Here is a 16,897-nt window from a genome sequence, read left to right on the forward strand (position 1 = left end):
TCAGTTCCCTCCTTCCGTCTTAGGCTTCTTGACCGACAGTTTCATCCGTAATTCCAAGTTCTTCTTTGACCCAATCATATCCGTCGCGTTCCAGACGTTCTGCCAGCTCAGGGCCACCCGATTTAACGATTCGACCTTGCATCATTACGTGAACGACATCCGGTTTAATATAGTTGAGCAGACGTTGATAGTGAGTAATGATCAGGAATCCACGATCTTCATCACGCATGCTATTCACACCGTTAGCTACGATACGCAATGCGTCGATATCCAGACCAGAGTCGATCTCGTCCAAAATGACAAGCTTCGACTCAATCATCATCATTTGCAAAATTTCGTTCCGTTTCTTCTCCCCGCCGGAGAATCCTTCATTTAAATAACGGTGAGCGAATTCAGGATTCATCTCGAGCTCCTTCATTTTGCTCTCCATTTGACGGATGAATTTGATCAGTGAGATTTCATTGCCCTCTTCACGGCGTGCGTTGATTGCACTGCGCAAGAAGTCAGAGTTCGTTACACCAGCAATTTCGCTTGGATATTGCATTGCCAGGAACAGACCCGCGCGAGCACGTTCGTCCACGGCCATTTCCAACACATCTTCACCATTCAAGCTCACTGCACCGTCAGTTACTTCATATTTAGGATGTCCCATTAATGCGGAAGCGAGCGTACTTTTACCTGTTCCGTTGGGGCCCATGATAGCATGGATTTCTCCGCCCTTTATTTCAAGGTCGATTCCCTTGAGAATTTCCTTTCCTTCAATGGTCGCCTTCAGACCTTCAACAACGAAATGTGTCATTTTTTATCATACCCTCCATCTACTCGTTCTCTTTTTTGTAAAGCCATTATAGCATAAAATAATTCTAATAATTATTTAATTAGAATTATTATTGGTGATTCTCACTGATTCTCATTCCATTCTACCTTACTTTCCAAGCCGAATCAACGCGAGCTGCAAAGATTCTCAAATGAATACCATCACAATAGAGCAAAATTGAGCTTATAGATACTGATTTATATCTAAATATAGTCTTACGTTCTAGGTCTGTAGAACTGTTTTGATTAATAATTATAAAGACATCATGCAATTTTTAATGGAATTCCGGTATGTTTATAAGATTTTAGGACTATGCTTCCCCTTGAAGCAGTGCTATGATAATCAGGTGTATTAGAGTTATATTATGAAATGTTTTTTGTTACATATCATGACATGAGCTTTTGGGGGAAATATGAAAAAGACAAGTGCAACCGATCAAGAAGAACTAGGATATCTATTTAATGTAGAAATTCTGGTCAAAGAACAGACAAATGCCAAAGCACTGCAAAAGCTGCTGCAGCTATTGAACAGCAGTGACGATATTATCGATTACCGGATCAACTCAGGAATTGAGCTAGGCGCCATTATTAGTTCCATGCTTGCCAGCAAGAAGCAGTCACTTATCAACAAGTCCTATAAAAGAATCAATGAGGGCGCTTCGAACCCGGCTCCCTCGGAGACCAAGGATACAAAAACACCCCATGCTCCTAAGGAACAACCGGAGAGCCCACAACAGAACAGTTTTGTAAGCATGGCAAAGAGTCAGTATTTTGAAAACTGGGTTCAAAAATACATCGCCAATAATTCACTCGTCCGTCTATTAGTCAACCGTAACGGGAAGCGTATCAGCATCCCTTGCAGGATCTTGAACTTCCTAGCGGATACCTACACAATGACGGTCTACCATGTAGATGAGAAGCAAGTCTACTCCTTCCATCTCAGCGAAATTATCGATCTTAACGAATAATGACTCATATGAGCTTCAAATAGACACTTTTGATCCCGAAGCAACACTTCGACATCGGATCTGAACACGAACATTTTAGGTACACAAAAAGAGCGGACGATCTAATTAATCATAGATTCGTCCGCTTTTATTACTTATTACTGTTCTGTTGTGTCTTGTCCCATGCGGCCAGAATGAACATCAGCCAGCCGGCAATAAAGGATACGCCACCCAGTGGTGTAATCGGGCCAAACCACTTCCAGCCCGTAAGGGCAAGCAGGTATAAGCTTCCGGAGAAGAGGATCGTACCGATCAGGAACAAAATATTCGCCCAGCGCCATTTGTTCGCACTGCCGCCAAAGGCAGCCGCTATGGACGCGAGTATCATTCCGATTCCATGAATCATCTGATAGTGAACTCCCGTCTCAAAGGTACCGAGCGATTCCTCTCCGATGATCGATTTTAGCACATGAGCGCCGAACGCTCCCAGTGCCACAGACAACAGCATAATTATAGCGCCGATCCCGGCATATTTGCGTTGCATGCTAACGCCTCCTATACAGCTCAATCTTCATAAATTCATCTTAACCCAATGGCTTGATACATTCTAGTACTACAAACAATTGAAATAGTCATTGATTTTTTGTCAAAGATATGAAAAATTAAACAGAGTAATCATTATGGCCTAAAGGAGAATTATTTGAAATGGAAAACTTTGACCAAAGGAATTATACTACATACCCTTCTTATCCTGGCCCCGCACAAGGCGGCCAACCCACCCAAATCATCAAGCATTCGGGTCCCGGCATCGCTTCCTTCATCATAAGCTTGGTAGCTTTCATGGGCTATCTTTTCGCTACAGTGCTTGTATCGGTTGCAGCCGCCAATGTTCTGGAAAGCCCGGAAGAACTGTTCGAGGAGTATTTCATACAGCAGGGCAGCGCAGTTGCCGGAGTACTGCTACTATTGATTACCATAGTCTTAAATCTAACCTCACTCATACTAGGTATTGTCGGAATCAGCATGAAGAATCGCAAGAAAGTGTTCGCGATATTAGGCACGATTTTCTCTGCAATCCCTATACTACCGGTGATTTTCGTATTATTGTTTGCTAATCTATAAACGTTGCTTCTATCTAATACGTCTACTTTTCAGCACAGAGAAGGTTGGATGAAAGCTAAGAACTATTAACAAATATTTAAAGGAGATGCTTATGTCACAGATTAAAATATTCGCAGACAGCACCTCCGATCTGCCGGCAGATTGGATTACAAAATATGAAATAGGAATTATACCTCTCTACGTTGTATTTGGTGATACGATTTACCGGGACGGGGTCGATATCACTCCGGAAGAGCTCTATCGTAAGGTTGAAGAGGGCGGCTCTCTGCCGAAAACCACGGCGCCATCGCCAACCGATTTCGTTAATGCTTTCAGTCCGCATATCGAGCGTGGCGAGACGATCGTCTATCTCAGCTTGTCGTCCAAGCTGTCCGCGACCTATCAGAATGCACTGATCGCAGCGGACGAACTCCTGCCAGGTCGGGTACATGTCGTCGACTCCCTGAATCTGTGCAGCGGAATCGGTCTGCTCGTCATGAAGGCCGTCAGAGCGGCTGAACAAGGTAAGACCGCAGTAGAGATTACAGCTATGTTAGAGCATACCCGACAATTGGTAGACACTGAATTTGTTATAGATACTCTAGAGTATCTATACAAAGGCGGACGCTGCTCTGGCATGCAGAACTTCATCGGCAGTCTGCTGAAGATCCGGCCAATCCTTAAGGTTGTTGACGGTTCTATCATCCCCGCATACAAAGTACGCGGCAAGAAAGACAAAGCCGTTCAGAAAATGCTGGATAACGCACTTGCAAATCTTGACGCAATGGATAATGATGTAATTATTGTCGTACACACGCTTGCTGAGGAAGAAGCCCTCTACTTAGCGTCCGTATTAAAAGAGAAGACCGGCGCGCGTGAAGTAGCGCTCTCCCAAGCAGGATGCGTTATTTCGAGTCATTGTGGCCCACATACGGTAGCAATCATGTATACTAAGAAGTCTGAGGCCTGACGGATCAGACAGCATAAGGCCTAACTAAAACATATAAGGAGGACTACACAATGGGAAACCTCAAAATATTCGCTGACAGCACATGTGACCTGCCATCCGATTGGATTGGGAAATATGACATTGGAATTATTCCCCTGTATGTCACCTTTGATCAGCAGACCTATAAAGATGGCGTTGACCTGGATACCCCGATGTTATATCAGAAGGTAAGCGAGACCAAGAAGCTGCCGAAGACGGCTGCCCCTTCACCCGCTGACTTCATTCAGGCCTTCACTCCAGCCATCAACGAAGGCAAGGATATTCTCTATATAAGCTTGTCGTCCGAGCTCTCCTCTACTTATCAGAACGCACTGATCGCAGCAACTGAATTCCCCGAGGGACAAGTTCGTGTATTTGATTCGCTAAACCTGTCCACCGGCATCGGTCTGCAGGTGATGAAGGCATATAGAGCAGCCGAAGCAGGCAAGAGCATCGAAGAGATCATGGACCTCCTGCACAGAACTCGCCCGCAGGTGGAGACGGAATTCGTGATCGATTCCCTCGACTATCTCTACAAAGGCGGACGCTGCTCTGGGATGCAGAACCTGGTCGGTAGCCTACTCAAGATCCGTCCGGTCATCAAAGTAATCGATGGGAAAATGACCCCCGCCTACAAAGTGCGCGGCAGTCGTGAGAAGGCTCTTCATCAAATGTTGGACAACGCGCTTGCCCGCATCGATGATATGGACAATGACCTGATCTTCGTGACTCATTCGCTGGCGGATGAAGATGCCGACCAATTGAAGAGCATTCTGCAGGAGAAGACCGGAGCTAGAGAAGTCGCCATCTCCAAGGCAGGCTGCGTCATCTCAAGCCATTGTGGTGCGAAGACGATCGGCATTCTGTACACGAAGAGAACAAGCTAACTTTCTAGCTTGACGCTTAAGAGTACAAACATAGATAAAATAAAGACCCGCCTAGATAGGCGGGTTTTTATTCGCGGAACCTTCTCTAACGAAACAGGATATCGCTATTTGGGCCAACAAGAGCAGTAAATCATTTTAACGAAACTGGGGATCGCTATTGAAGCAAATAGGCTGCTAAAAGTCTGGATTTCATTCAAATAACAATCTGTAGTTTCGTTAGATTTAATTTTCCGCTGTTTTTGTGCCAATAACATTCTGTAGTTTCGTTAGAGTTTGAAAGAGCCTGTACTGTACGATTCTTTTGCCTTCTCTAACGAAACTGGGGATCGCTATTGAAGCAAATAAGTGGCTAATAGTCGGGATTTCGTTCAAATAACGTTCCGTAGTTTCGTTAGATCTAATTCCCTGCTATTTTAGGGCCAATAACGATCTGTAGTTTCGTTAGAGTTTGAAATCGCCCGTACTGTACGATTCTTTTAACCATCTGCAAACCTGCAAAAATGCAGGTTTTGAGTCATCCTATATGCTCCACAGGTCCTCATTCCTGCAAAATTGCAGTTGTTTCTTAGAAAACGGCTGATCCAAGACGTAATCGAATGAATCACCTGTATTTCTGCAGATTTTTTGCTAACAAAGGCTGATTTCAGAAGAAGAAAACTGCATTTTTGCAGTTTTCTTCTGAATCTTTAAACTTGGATGATACCCTCAAAATATCCCTCACAAACAGCTCTGAGCGGCTCCTGGCCCCTGACAATTCGCTAGACAATCCTCCGGCTCACTTTATTGCCCTCATAGCTGAACTGAGCGCACTTGTTCTCGACGATCGTCTCTAGATGGACGGGTCTGCCCCAGAGCGTGTAGACATAAGGTAGAGTACGCTCCAAATATTTAAGGTCCAGCTCAAGACCGTCATATTGATGCTTCAACAGCAGCTCACCAGACCGGTTATAATCTCCGTCCTTCACGACAACGTAAGGAAATCCACCGTTCATGCGGGAGACGACTAGTTGATCACGTACATTCTCCCACCCCTTGTCGGTGATTTTCCATTCGGGCCCCTGCTTCTCGAAAATATATAGATCCAGATCATTTACTAACTGCTTCGTCAAATAGCTGCGCAGGAAAGAAATATCTGAATCGAGCTCCCGCACCTCGAAGATTTTCTCTCGTCCCTGCCCAGGAACCCGCCCGAATCTCGTTCGTTCCTCTTCTGTCGGCTCGTTCCACCGCCGTTCGATATCCTCAAAGATTTTTAGGCCGAGGTAATAGGGATTCAGACTCTGCGAAGGCTGCACAACAGAAGCGTTAAGCTTGGCGAATTCGATGGTCTCCTCACTGCTCAGATCCATCTCGCGCAATATACGCTGATGCCAGTAAGAGGCCCAGCCTTCATTCATGATCTTCGTCTCCATCTGCGGCCAGAAATAGAGCATTTCCTCGCGCAGCATACTCATAATATCCCGCTGCCAGTCCTCCAGATGCTCCGAATACTCCTGGATGAACCAGAGAATATCCTTCTCCTGCTCCGGTGGGAAAGGAACTGAATCCTTGCTGCCCGAGAGCGCCACGCCCTGATTCTCCAGCTCCCACAGATCGTCATACTCTCCCTGCCGGGCCGGCGCCTTCTTCTTCTCCTTGGCTTGGCGCTGCTTCTCTTCCATTTGCTGTCGCTTATCATAACGATGTGGCTTAATTAGCTGCGGATCGACATGCTCCTGAATGGCTAGAACAGCATCGATGAATGCCTCTACCTTGCCTGCACCATGAATCAGCTCGTAACGATTAATCCGCTCTGCCGTCGCGGACATACTCTCAACCATATCGCGATTCGTAGCCGAGAAGCGAAGGTTGTTCTTGAAGAAGTCGCAGTGAGCCAGCACATGGGCGATGATCAGCTTATTCTGTATCAGCGAATTGCCCTCCAGCAGAAAGGCATAACATGGATTGGAATTAATGACGAGCTCATAAATTTTGCTTAATCCAAAGTCATACTGCATCTTCATTTTATTGAAGGTTTTTCCGAAGCTCCAATGACTGAAGCGAGTCGGCATCCCATAAGCCCCGAAGGTGTAGATGATGTCAGCCGGGCAGATCTCATAACGCATCGGATAATAATCCAGCCCGAATCCATCGGCGATCTCCATAATTTCCCGAATCGAATACTCCAACTGTTCCAGCTCAGCCGCCACGTTATTTGCCTCCTTCCCGTTTGTGGAAAAAGCGTTTCAAGGCCTGATGCACCTCACCCTTCTCCTTAATCACATAGTACAGGAACCGTTCATGCTTCAAATTGCGATAAGCGGACATTAAGGTGCTGCCGCGGTTGTATTGATTAACCTCCCCATAACCGAACATGTTCGAGCGCTTCAGGAGCTCATTAATAAGCCTAGTGCAACGTTCATTGTCTGAAGTCAGATTATCGCCATCGGAGAAATGGAAGGGATAAATATTGTAGCTGGACGGAGGATACCGTTCATCTATAATCTCCAGCGCCTTCTGATAGACGGACGAGCAGATCGTTCCGCCGCTCTCGCCGCGAGTGAAGAAATCCTGCTCGCTGACCTCCTTGGCTTCCGTATGATGGGCCAGGAACACGATTTCCACCTTCTCATACTGCCGACGTAGAAACCGGGTCATCCAGAAGAAGAAGCTGCGAGCACAGTACTTCTCAAAATTGCCCATAGATCCACTCGTATCCATCATGGCAATAATGACCGCATTAGAGCGAGGAACCTTGACATCCTCCCATGTCTTATAGCGCAGATCGTCCGGCGAGATGCCATGGATACCCGGAGAGCCAGAGGTCGCATTGCGACGCAGGTTTTCTAGAATCGTTCGTTTCTTGTCGATGTTGGACATTAGTCCCTTCTTGCGGACATCGTTAAATCGGAAGGAGACCGTCTCCATCTCCTCTTTATCCTTATCCTCAATAAAAGGGAGCTCCAATTCATTGAACAGCATATCCTCTAGTTCTTCGATGCTGATCTCGGCTTCTACGACATCATGCCCGGGCTGATTGCCTGCTTTCCCTCCTTTGCCAGCATTCTTCGGTTGATCCTGAGCCAGCACATCACCAACTTCGCTGTCCCCATTCCCTTGCCCGACATGCTTCTGCTTCTGAAAATTATGGATGAAGCGGTATTCCTCCAAGTTGCGCAGTGGAACCTTAATAATCTGCTTGCCGTCCGACATGATGATATTCTCTTCCGTAATCAGGTCCGGCAGATTCTGCCGAATGACTTCCCGCACCTTCTCCTGGTGGCGCTGCTGATCCTGATAGCCTTTGCGATGCAGCGACCAATCTTCCTTGGAGACGACGAAGTTGAACTTATTCTGTTCAAATGAAGATGACACAGTGGGCACCTCCCTATTGGAATGTCAGGGGATTAAAAAGTAGCTGTAACTAAGTATATTCACGCGGCGCGGTGATATGTGAGGGAGAAGCAACGCAAAAATAGCCCATTGGCCGAAATAGAGTAGGGCTGCTATAACAAATAAAACCACCGGAACTTCAGTCCGGTGGTTTATACATGATCTAGTCTATACGTTGCAAATTACTGATCTTCGGAATCCGATAGGTCGCCAAGCGCAACCGCATACATATACCATGAAGCATGCGGCAGCCACTGCTCGCCCCAGCGCCAATTATCATCAACAACACCAGGTTCAGATTTGACGAATAATTCGATGTCCTCCTCATCGGTTAATCCAGAAGTAATGCCATTGCAGATTCCCCCCGGACAGTTCATATAGTCGAACCCATTTACAAAATGATACTGCGGATTGTTCCGCCCGGAGCCCTGCAGCATGCAGCTGTCAAATGGATTAAGTCCAAGAATCCAGCTCAACTGGGCGTCGGCATAAGCTAACAGCCTTTCCTTAAACTCAGCATCCTTAGCTTCGGTCAACTGCTTGGCCAGCAGTCTGGCTGCTACGGCTAAAGACGCAAGGCGCGCGTTCTCCCCTTGCCACCAAGGTGAGACCTCTGTCTGATGCGGCAAGAAATAAGAAGTATATCTCCGTCCATCACTACTCTGTACCCATTGTCTCGCCAGCCCGAATGGATTAGCAACCTCTGCGGTAATCCTCAGTTCAGATTCCATAACCCGAAGGGCCGCCTCCATTACCTTGCTACGGCGCGATGGATTCTTCTCAATCTGCAAATAGTTCAGCAGCGCTACTACCGGAAGGCCGGCATCCGAAGCATGGAAGAACGGGCGTCCCTCCTCATTGGCGCTCCAATAGCAGCCCCACTCTGCACTTGGTTTTAAATAACCGATTAACCGCTCAGCGCTCTCGCCTGCCTGTTTCAGATAATCTGGATCCAGAGAGGCCTGGTACAATTCAACTAACGCGGTTAACATGCAATATTCATCTAACAGATTCGGCTTGCCATCATTCAAATACTTGGCATTATTCTCTGCAAGATATTCATACGACTCACGGGCTGCCTGCAAATATTGCTCGCGCAAATAATCGCCAGGGTAGGCGTGCCGGCTCGCAGAAGCCAGCGCAGCGATGGCAAATCCAGCGCCTTGACGGAATCCTGTCTCATAGGACTCATCGGTAATCACTTCAACATCAGCCGTAGCCGCTGCTCCGAACTGGGAGGAAGAATTCTTGTACAGGAACGAGATCCTCCGGTCCTCCGCCTTCATGAACTCTCCGCTGCGTCTGATCGAGCGGAAGAAACTGCCCGAGGGAGCCCTCATTCGGAACATATAATCCGCACCATACATCGCTTCATCTAACAGTCTGCGCTTGAATTGGTAATAATGCCGATTCCCCGATTCCTCGAGCAGCTCATGCGCCTTGAATAGAACCCATGCCGTAAAGGAACCTTGCTGCGGATTGAAATAAGTCGCATGCGACAGATGTGATAGATGCTTGCCATAATCCCCGGTCGCATCGTACCAACCCCCGTGCAAGTCATGTCGTCCTTCTCGCTCCCCAGCGAATGGGATATCCCGGTCTGCCCGGTCAAAATCTCCGCTGCACCGCTGAGCTTTGAAATAGAAGATGACATCCGATAGACTTTGCTTTCCAAGCAAATGATCTTCTACAGCAAAATCATAGGAACGAATGACACCCTTCGTCGTATCACATTCGATTACATATCGCCCCTCGGCCTGCAACCCATCAAAATTAGCCGTCCAGAAATGCCAATCCCTCCATCTTTCCACCGTTCCACAGCGCTGAGCACTTCCGGAATAGAGCGTCTGCCCGCTCGCCTGATCCACAACTCGGAAGCTGCTGACCTCATCTGTGCTGCCGCCCATGATGACAGCATGCTTTGTTCCCTTTCGCTCATATCCGATATGATTAATTAATATTTTCATCCAGCCATCGTCCTCTCTCCCAAGCTACTCACATCATTTATTAGTTGAAATCATGTTTGTCCGAATGAGGCATTCGGGGAAAATGTACGTAGTTACCCAATCTTCTCGTAGTCCCATGCCAGACAGGCCGCTCCCAGCAATCCGGTCACCTGTGGACCGAGCTCGGTGAGTGAGATCTCCTTCAGCCCTCTCCTAGACACCCCGATCGTATTCTGATATATAAAATCACTAAGCTCCTTCAACAGCCAGCTATCCCTCATCACTCCACCACCGAGAATAATCGCTTCTGGGTTGAGGATATTCACCAGATTAACCAGCCCGATCCCGATCGACCAGATGAACTCTTTATGTATCTTCATCGATAGTGGATCTCCCTTACGCGCCTCTCTAAAAATATCCACGGAAGTAATATTACCTGATTGAATGAGAGGGGCCAGTCTCGAATCCGGATAGTCGCTAATCCAACGGATTGCCCGGTTGATCATCCCGCCTCCTGATGCGGCAGATTCCAGACACCAGCTACTCCCACACATACACTGCTCCATATCACGTCCGACGAAGGTATGACCGATCTCCCCAGCATAATTGGAGGCTCCCCTAATCAGCCTGCCGTCACTAATGATCCCCGCGGCAATTCCAGTGCCGACATTAACATATAGAAAATGGCGATACTCCCGGCCTTTGCCGAGATGAAGCTCAGCCAGAGCCGCCGTATGTACATCATTATCGATTGCTACATTCATTCCGTAGCGTTGCTTCAGATCATCCCTGAAGCGAATCATTTCCATCCCGGGCACCCTCATCGTCCCGAGCCAGTCCCCTTGTTCAAAATCAACGTGGCCGAACACGCCAATTCCGATATTTACAGACATATTCTCTTCACGGCGTCCATGGATATAATCCGCAATGGAACGATAGATACTACCCTTCAGCGAGGACTCCGTGCTAAGATCGATCCCGTATCTGGCATGATGAATAATATCACCCTGACGCGTTACCGACCCGATCAATATTTTCGTCGCACCAATATCAATTCCTACAGTTACCGGCTCATCAACACGCATTTGGCTAGATCTCCTTTCTATTTATCCCTGGATCTGAATCGTGACTACAGTAGTTCAGCTGCTGCCTTATCCATAATAATCGTCAAGCTAGGATGCAGCTGCAGAACAGAGGCCGGAACATCTGTAGTTATCGGCCCCATTAAGGCCTGCCTAATGATCTCGGACTTGCCCTTCCCTTTTGCCAGGAGCAAAATCTGCTTCGATCTCATAATCCGTCGGATTCCTACGGTAATCCCTTGTTCAGGTACGCTGCCGACTGTGCCGAAGAATCCGGCCTTATCCTGCGTTGTGCGACTAGCTAGATTAATTACATGTGTATCCAGATGGAAAGGGGTTCCCGGCTCATTAAATCCAATATGCCCATTGCTCCCAATCCCGAGAATCTCAAGATCAACTGGATACGCATCAAGAAGTCTATCGTAGGTATAACAAGCCTGCTGCAGATCTTCGTCCATGCCGTCCGGCATATAAATATGGTCGCTCTGCAAGCCGATAGGGTTCAGTACCTGGTGGCGAATCCGATAGCTGACACTTCGCGGATCATCTGGAGATAGACCGACATACTCGTCCAATGTAAACGCCTTCATTTTTGAAAAATCAATACGCCATTGACGACACAACTGGGACAACTCCCGATGAACTCCAACCGTAGTCTCGCCTCCCGCAAAGGTAATTACGCTCTCTGGCTTCGCTACAACCTGCTTTGTAATTTCAAGTGCAGACGCAATATGAAACTGTTCTTCTGTATCTTCCACAATGATCCTCATGAAGCACCTCCCAAGATGTGTAATCACCTCTATATTACCCCCTCTCTACCTGGAAGTGAGGTAGAAAATCTTCTAATAAGGGGTTAATATTCTACAAAAAGAGCCGTCTATTTTGACAGCTCCATAAATCCTTCCCCGAACACATCGCGTACATCATGGATGGTAATAAATGCATTCGTGTCGATCGCCTTAACGATCTTCTTCAGTTGACTGATCTCTTGCTTATTAATGACAATATACAAAATTTCCTGCGGCAGCTTCGTATAAAAGCCATGTCCGTGAAGCACAGTCACGCCCCGCTCCATCAGAACATTCACCTGCTCCGCGATCTGATTCTGCTCCTTGGATACGATCATCACCGCTTTTCTCGGATTCAAGCCTTCAATGATGAAATCCATCACCTTAGTACCGATAAACAGCATCACAATGGTGAACATCAGGCTCTGAACCCCAATAATGAACAAGGATGCAAACACGACGATCAAATCGAAGAATAGCAAAGCATAGCTTATATTCCAATCCAGATACTTATTCATGAGCCGGGCGAGAATCGTCGATCCTGCCGTCGTTCCGCCAACCTTAATAATGAGCCCGATGCCCACCCCGGCAAATACGCCGCCGAAGACAGCATTCAGCATCAAATCATGGGATGCGATGCTCCAGCCCTCTGTAAGATACAGGAAGAGAGAATTGAATACGACAGCGATAATTGTATATATGGTTGTCTGCTTATCCAGGAATTTGTACCCGACCACCAGTAGTATAGAATTAAATATGAAGTTAACAAGACCAGGAGACCATTGGAACAAGTAGTACAGAATGATGGTGACCCCGGTAACTCCCCCCTCGCCAAAATCATTAGGAATAACAAACAGATTCACATCCAATGCAAAAATTAAAGCGCCCAAGATGATCGTTAAAATATCGGTTATTCTCTTTTTCATAAAGTAAGCCCCTTCTTGTGAGTATGTATGGTGTTACCCCTCGCGCTATAATCATGTAGATCCGGCCTGCCCGTAATAAATTGGAAAGAGCGCACCGCGGCAAGGGTACGCTCTTCTTCTCAATATGGATTGTACTGCGCTCCGAATCATTTAGCCGATCAAGCCTGCTATTTCATTGTAGTGGAAATATTATGATTTGTTAAGCCATTTTCAGAAAATGAATAAATATACAAATGATAACGTCTTTTGCTGATTTTCACTGGGCATTTGGTTCATGAAAGCAGCAGCTATGTTGCTATAAATACCCCTTCTTATCGCAAAAAAAGAAGCCCGCCACTATCCAGTGGCAGACTATAATCCATATTCTAAGCTTATCTTCCTATAGAAGCAGGAAGCCCATGCCCCCAGTCATGTCTCCCGCCCCTGATAGCGGGATCATCTAACGGTTCAACAGGCTCCCCACATACCGCAGCAGCTCATTCGCGCATACAGGGCAATAGCCATGCTCATCAATCAAGCGCTTGCTGACCTCATTGATGCGTTTCAATTGACTCTCATCCGGGGTCTTGGTAGAGGTCGTTATCTTGACGATATCCTTCAGATCAGCGAACAGCTTCTTCTCGATCGCTTCCCGCAGCCGATCATGATGATTGTATTCGAATTTGCGGCCTTTACGGGAGTAAGCGGAGATGCGAATTAATATCTCTTCACGGAACGCCTTTTTGGCATTTTCAGAAATACCGATTTGCTCTTCAATGGAGCGCATCAGTCGCTCATCTGGATCAAGCTCCTCATCTGTAAGCGGGTCGCGCCGCTTGGTCCAGTTGCAGAACGACTCGATATTGTCGAGATAATTCTCGAACAGTGTCTTGGCCGACTCCTCGAAGGAATAGACGAACGCCTTCTGTACTTCCTTCTTCGCGATCTCGTCATACTCTTTGCGAGCAATGCTGATGAAGTTCAAGTATCTATCGCGTTCCTCCTTCGTAATCGAAGCATGCTGATCCAGTCCGTCCTTAATCGCCCGAAGAATATCAAGCGCACCCATGCATTGAATATCCTGCTTGATCAAGGCGCTGGATATCCGGTTAATAACATAACGCGGATCGACCCCGGACATCCCTTCCTCCAAATACTCATTCTGCAGTTCTTTTAAATCCGCATCTTTATAGCCCTCTACCTCTTCCCCGTCGTAGAGGCGCATTTTCTTAACGAGATCGATGCCTTGCTTCTTCGTCTCCTTCAGACGAGTCAGTATAGAGAAGACCGCCGCGGAACGCAAAGCATGCGGAGCAATATGCACATGTCCCATATCGCTCTGGCCGATCAACTTGGCGTAGATTTTCTCCTCCTGCGATACTTTCAGATTATACGGGATCGGCATAACGATCATCCGTGATTGCAGCGCCTCATTCTTCTTGTTCGCGATGAAGGATTTATATTCCGATTCATTTGTATGGGCCACAATGAGCTCGTCGGCCGAGATCAAAGCAAATCTTCCCGCTTTAAAATTCCCCTCCTGCGTCAAGGACAACAGATTCCAGAGAAACTTCTCATCGCACTTCAGCATTTCCTGGAACTCCATCAGACCGCGATTCGCTTTATTCAATTCACCATCAAAGCGGTAAGCTCGTGGATCGGATTCAGAGCCAAATTCCGTGATCGTCGAGAAATCGATGCTTCCTGTTAAGTCAGCAATATCCTGTGATTTCGGGTCCGAAGGACTGAATGTGCCAATCCCGATCCGCCCTTCCTCGGATAAAAGCACTCTCTCCACCGGCACCTTCTCGATATCTCCGTCAAACTCTGTACGCAGCCTCATCTGGCAGACCGGGCAGAGATTCCCCTCGATTCTAACTTGAAGCGCCTTCTCCACCTCCGGGCGCAGCTCATGAGGAACGAGATGCAACGGATCCTCATGCATCGGGCAGCCGGAGATTGCATAGACTGCACCGCGCTGTGTACGGGAGAATTGCTCCAGACCGCGCTTGAGCATCGTAACAATCGTCGACTTGCCCCCGCTCACCGGACCCATTAACAGCAAGATGCGCTTGCGGACATCAAGCCTTCTGGCCGCGGAATGGAAGTACTCCTCCACCAGCTTCTCCACAGCCCGATCCAGTCCGAAGATTTCCTGTTCAAAGAACTTATACTTTTTCCGGCCATTTAGCTCTTCCACGCCGTAAGACTCAATCATTTCATACACCCGGGCATGGGCCGTCATGGCAGGTGAAGGATCCTCAGCGAGCAGAGCGACATAGTCCTTAAATGTTCCGTTCCATGCTAAAGCATCGCTTTCCGCCCGGTAAGCCGCTATACGTTCAAAAATGTCCATGTTCGGTACCTCCTGTACTCCGCTTGGGGTCTCCCTGTCCCTTTGATCCTGACCAGCAATGGAATAACCTGCAGCATCATCATTTATTTAGTGAATTCTCTACACCTGACTCAATTAGAAAAAGTGTATTACATACCTATGCGAAAACAAGCAAGAAGTTGACCTTTTTTATCCTTATTAATTATTCCAGTCGGAATAATCAGTTTTCAAGCTTACATCATGCAAATCATCGAGGAGCATTTCCGGCTGTGCTATAATTTGGTCTATAAGCTGAGCCATAACAATCGGTGGATCACTGAAGTCATAGCGACAGCATTTGCGATAGACTGAGAGTAAATGGGAAGTGCACCATACTTGGAGACGATCTTTGCCTAATGGACAGGGACTTCTGTCCACGCACCTTCAATAAAATGGGGTCGAGTGGCCTAAACGAAACGCAGCAGGCTGGCAAAACGGATCGATAGATAATCCAACGAAACTGAGGGAGCGCTATTTGAACCAGAACGGATCATCGGATTTCTAACGAAACGTGGGATTGCTGTTTGAGCTAAAACAGGTCATTTGAAGTTCTAACGAAACGTGGAGCGCTATTTGAACCAAAACAGGTCATCCGAAATTCTAACGAAACTGGGGAGCGCTATTTGAACCAAAACAGATCATCCGAAATTCTAACGAAACTGGGGAGCGCTATTTGAACCAAAACAGATCATCCGAAATTCTAACGAAACGTGAGAGCGCTATTTGGGCCAAAACAGTTCATTTGGGCCGTCTTTCCTCCTAATAACGTGTCTGTGTTTCGTTAGAATTAAGATCAGAGCGTTGTTGCGACAATAACGTTTCCTAGTTTCGTTAGCGTATAAATTCTTGGAAGTAGAGGGAGATACGCATGGCAGTCAAGCATGAGACGGAATTGTATGCTCCGCTGAAGGTTTTTTTTGAGGAGCGGGGATATGAAATAAAAAGCGAGGTACGGCATTGTGATCTGGTCGGATACCGCCCGGAGAGCGATGAGCCGTTGATCGTTGAAATGAAGAAGAGCTTCAATCTGCCCCTCCTTCTGCAAGGATTGGAGCGTCAGAAGCTCAGCAGCGAGGTATATTTGGCTGTAGAGCGAGCGCGGGCCAAGAAGGGAGCGCATAATCAGCGCTGGAGCGAAATTACGAACCTGTGCCGTAGACTCGGCCTAGGCTTCATAACGATTACACAGTACAAGACGAAGAAGCCCTTTGTTGAGATTCACTGTATGCCTGGGGATCATCTTCCCGCGCCTTCGCAAAGGATCGTTAAAGCCCGGGCCGCCCGCTTGCAGTATGAATTTAATGAAAGAAGCGGCGATTATAACGTAGGCGGCAGCCATGGCACGAAGCTGATGACCGCGTACCGTGAGAAAGCGCTGCGTATCGCGATGGTCCTGCAGGAAGGCGGAGAGATGGCCCCCAAAGACATTAAGCTGCTGAGCGGCATCGGCCAGACTGCAGGGATTCTCCAGAAGAACTACTATCTCTGGTTCCACAGAGTCTCGCGCGGACGTTATGTCCTGACCTCTGAGGGCGAGCACGGTCTGAAGCAATACGGTCACATCATCGAGGCATGGCGTAATGCCGCTCCTTCTGTGGAGGAGTAGACGCATACCCCTTCAGTAGGAATTCTACTCCCCCCATTCCTGCCTCTCACCGCATGCAATCCAGCATGCGGTTGTTTCATTTTAT

General features: G+C 47.4%; 14 protein-coding genes. 5 read left to right on the forward strand and 9 right to left on the reverse strand.

Translation table 11 applies throughout. The features are described 5' to 3' along the window. Positions 1-19 precede the first annotated feature (19 nt). A complete protein-coding gene (gene sufC, locus EI981_RS20760; RefSeq protein ID WP_127001468.1) occupies positions 20-799 on the reverse strand; it encodes a Fe-S cluster assembly ATPase SufC in 780 nt (259 codons plus the stop codon). A gap of 430 nt (positions 800-1,229) precedes the next feature. Here sufC and EI981_RS20765 point away from each other — a divergent pair, with 430 nt between their 5' ends. After that, entirely contained in the window at positions 1,230-1,784 is a 555-nt protein-coding gene (locus EI981_RS20765; protein ID WP_127001470.1) for a hypothetical protein, read from the forward strand. A 130-nt stretch (positions 1,785-1,914) separates the two neighbouring features. On the opposite strand, the gene EI981_RS20770 is transcribed toward EI981_RS20765, so the two are convergent. Beyond that, positions 1,915-2,307, reverse strand: coding sequence for a DUF423 domain-containing protein (locus EI981_RS20770; protein WP_127001472.1), 393 nt, complete (start codon positions 2,305-2,307; stop codon positions 1,915-1,917). Between the two features lie 161 nt (positions 2,308-2,468). On the opposite strand from EI981_RS20770, the gene EI981_RS20775 reads away from it, so the two are divergent. The 3 genes from EI981_RS20775 (at position 2,469) to EI981_RS20785 (ending at position 4,739) form a co-directional block, all read left to right on the forward strand. Beyond that, positions 2,469-2,885, forward strand: a complete 417-nt coding sequence (locus EI981_RS20775; protein WP_127001474.1) for a hypothetical protein — start codon at positions 2,469-2,471, stop codon at positions 2,883-2,885. A gap of 91 nt (positions 2,886-2,976) precedes the next feature. Beyond that, entirely contained in the window at positions 2,977-3,834 is an 858-nt protein-coding gene (locus tag EI981_RS20780) for a DegV family protein (protein ID WP_127001476.1), read from the forward strand. A gap of 50 nt (positions 3,835-3,884) precedes the next feature. Next, positions 3,885-4,739: a DegV family protein gene (locus EI981_RS20785; protein WP_127001478.1), complete on the forward strand. Its 855-nt coding sequence runs from the start codon at positions 3,885-3,887 to the stop codon at positions 4,737-4,739. A 758-nt stretch (positions 4,740-5,497) separates the two neighbouring features. On the opposite strand, the gene EI981_RS20790 is transcribed toward EI981_RS20785, so the two are convergent. The 7 genes from EI981_RS20790 to EI981_RS20820 all read right to left on the reverse strand — a co-directional run bounded on the left by EI981_RS20790 (position 5,498) and on the right by EI981_RS20820 (position 15,188). Then, positions 5,498-6,928 (reverse strand): SpoVR family protein, encoded by a 1,431-nt coding sequence (locus EI981_RS20790; protein ID WP_127001480.1) that lies wholly within the window; start codon positions 6,926-6,928, stop codon positions 5,498-5,500. Between the two features lies 1 nt (position 6,929). After that, positions 6,930-8,093, reverse strand: a complete 1,164-nt coding sequence (gene yhbH / locus EI981_RS20795) for a sporulation protein YhbH (protein WP_127001482.1) — start codon at positions 8,091-8,093, stop codon at positions 6,930-6,932. A 200-nt stretch (positions 8,094-8,293) separates the two neighbouring features. Further along, positions 8,294-10,078 (reverse strand): glycoside hydrolase family 9 protein, encoded by a 1,785-nt coding sequence (locus EI981_RS20800; protein WP_127001484.1) that lies wholly within the window; start codon positions 10,076-10,078, stop codon positions 8,294-8,296. Between the two features lie 92 nt (positions 10,079-10,170). Further along, the gene (locus tag EI981_RS20805) at positions 10,171-11,142 is read right to left on the reverse strand and encodes an ROK family protein (RefSeq protein ID WP_127001486.1); all 972 of its coding nucleotides are present in this window, start codon (positions 11,140-11,142) and stop codon (positions 10,171-10,173) included. Positions 11,143-11,186: 44 nt separating this feature from the next. Continuing rightward, positions 11,187-11,909, reverse strand: a complete 723-nt coding sequence (locus tag EI981_RS20810) for a 6-phosphogluconolactonase (RefSeq protein WP_127001488.1) — start codon at positions 11,907-11,909, stop codon at positions 11,187-11,189. Between the two features lie 107 nt (positions 11,910-12,016). After that, a complete protein-coding gene (locus EI981_RS20815) occupies positions 12,017-12,853 on the reverse strand; it encodes a YitT family protein (RefSeq protein WP_127001490.1) in 837 nt (278 codons plus the stop codon). Between the two features lie 439 nt (positions 12,854-13,292). Then, a complete protein-coding gene (locus EI981_RS20820; RefSeq protein WP_127001492.1) occupies positions 13,293-15,188 on the reverse strand; it encodes a PrkA family serine protein kinase in 1,896 nt (631 codons plus the stop codon). Between the two features lie 886 nt (positions 15,189-16,074). On the opposite strand from EI981_RS20820, the gene EI981_RS20825 reads away from it, so the two are divergent. After that, a complete protein-coding gene (locus EI981_RS20825) occupies positions 16,075-16,812 on the forward strand; it encodes a DUF2161 domain-containing phosphodiesterase (RefSeq protein ID WP_127001494.1) in 738 nt (245 codons plus the stop codon). Positions 16,813-16,897 lie beyond the last annotated feature (85 nt).

This window comes from Paenibacillus lutimineralis (genome assembly GCF_003991425.1).
GTDB lineage: Bacteria > Bacillota > Bacilli > Paenibacillales > Paenibacillaceae > Fontibacillus > Fontibacillus lutimineralis.

Excerpts from the sequence above, each read along its gene's own strand:
- EI981_RS20770 (WP_127001472.1), bottom strand. The coding sequence starts at position 2,307 with ATGCAACGCAAATATGCCGGGATCGGCGCTATAATTATGCTGTTGTCT.
- sufC (WP_127001468.1), bottom strand. The coding sequence starts at position 799 with ATGACACATTTCGTTGTTGAAGGTCTGAAGGCGACCATTGAAGGAAAG.
- EI981_RS20780 (WP_127001476.1), top strand. The coding sequence starts at position 2,977 with ATGTCACAGATTAAAATATTCGCAGACAGCACCTCCGATCTGCCGGCA.
- EI981_RS20775 (WP_127001474.1), top strand. The coding sequence starts at position 2,469 with ATGGAAAACTTTGACCAAAGGAATTATACTACATACCCTTCTTATCCT.
- EI981_RS20815 (WP_127001490.1), bottom strand. The coding sequence starts at position 12,853 with ATGAAAAAGAGAATAACCGATATTTTAACGATCATCTTGGGCGCTTTA.
- EI981_RS20825 (WP_127001494.1), top strand. The coding sequence starts at position 16,075 with ATGGCAGTCAAGCATGAGACGGAATTGTATGCTCCGCTGAAGGTTTTT.
- EI981_RS20820 (WP_127001492.1), bottom strand. The coding sequence starts at position 15,188 with ATGGACATTTTTGAACGTATAGCGGCTTACCGGGCGGAAAGCGATGCT.
- EI981_RS20800 (WP_127001484.1), bottom strand. The coding sequence starts at position 10,078 with ATGAAAATATTAATTAATCATATCGGATATGAGCGAAAGGGAACAAAG.
- EI981_RS20810 (WP_127001488.1), bottom strand. The coding sequence starts at position 11,909 with ATGAGGATCATTGTGGAAGATACAGAAGAACAGTTTCATATTGCGTCT.
- EI981_RS20765 (WP_127001470.1), top strand. The coding sequence starts at position 1,230 with ATGAAAAAGACAAGTGCAACCGATCAAGAAGAACTAGGATATCTATTT.
- EI981_RS20805 (WP_127001486.1), bottom strand. The coding sequence starts at position 11,142 with ATGCGTGTTGATGAGCCGGTAACTGTAGGAATTGATATTGGTGCGACG.
- EI981_RS20785 (WP_127001478.1), top strand. The coding sequence starts at position 3,885 with ATGGGAAACCTCAAAATATTCGCTGACAGCACATGTGACCTGCCATCC.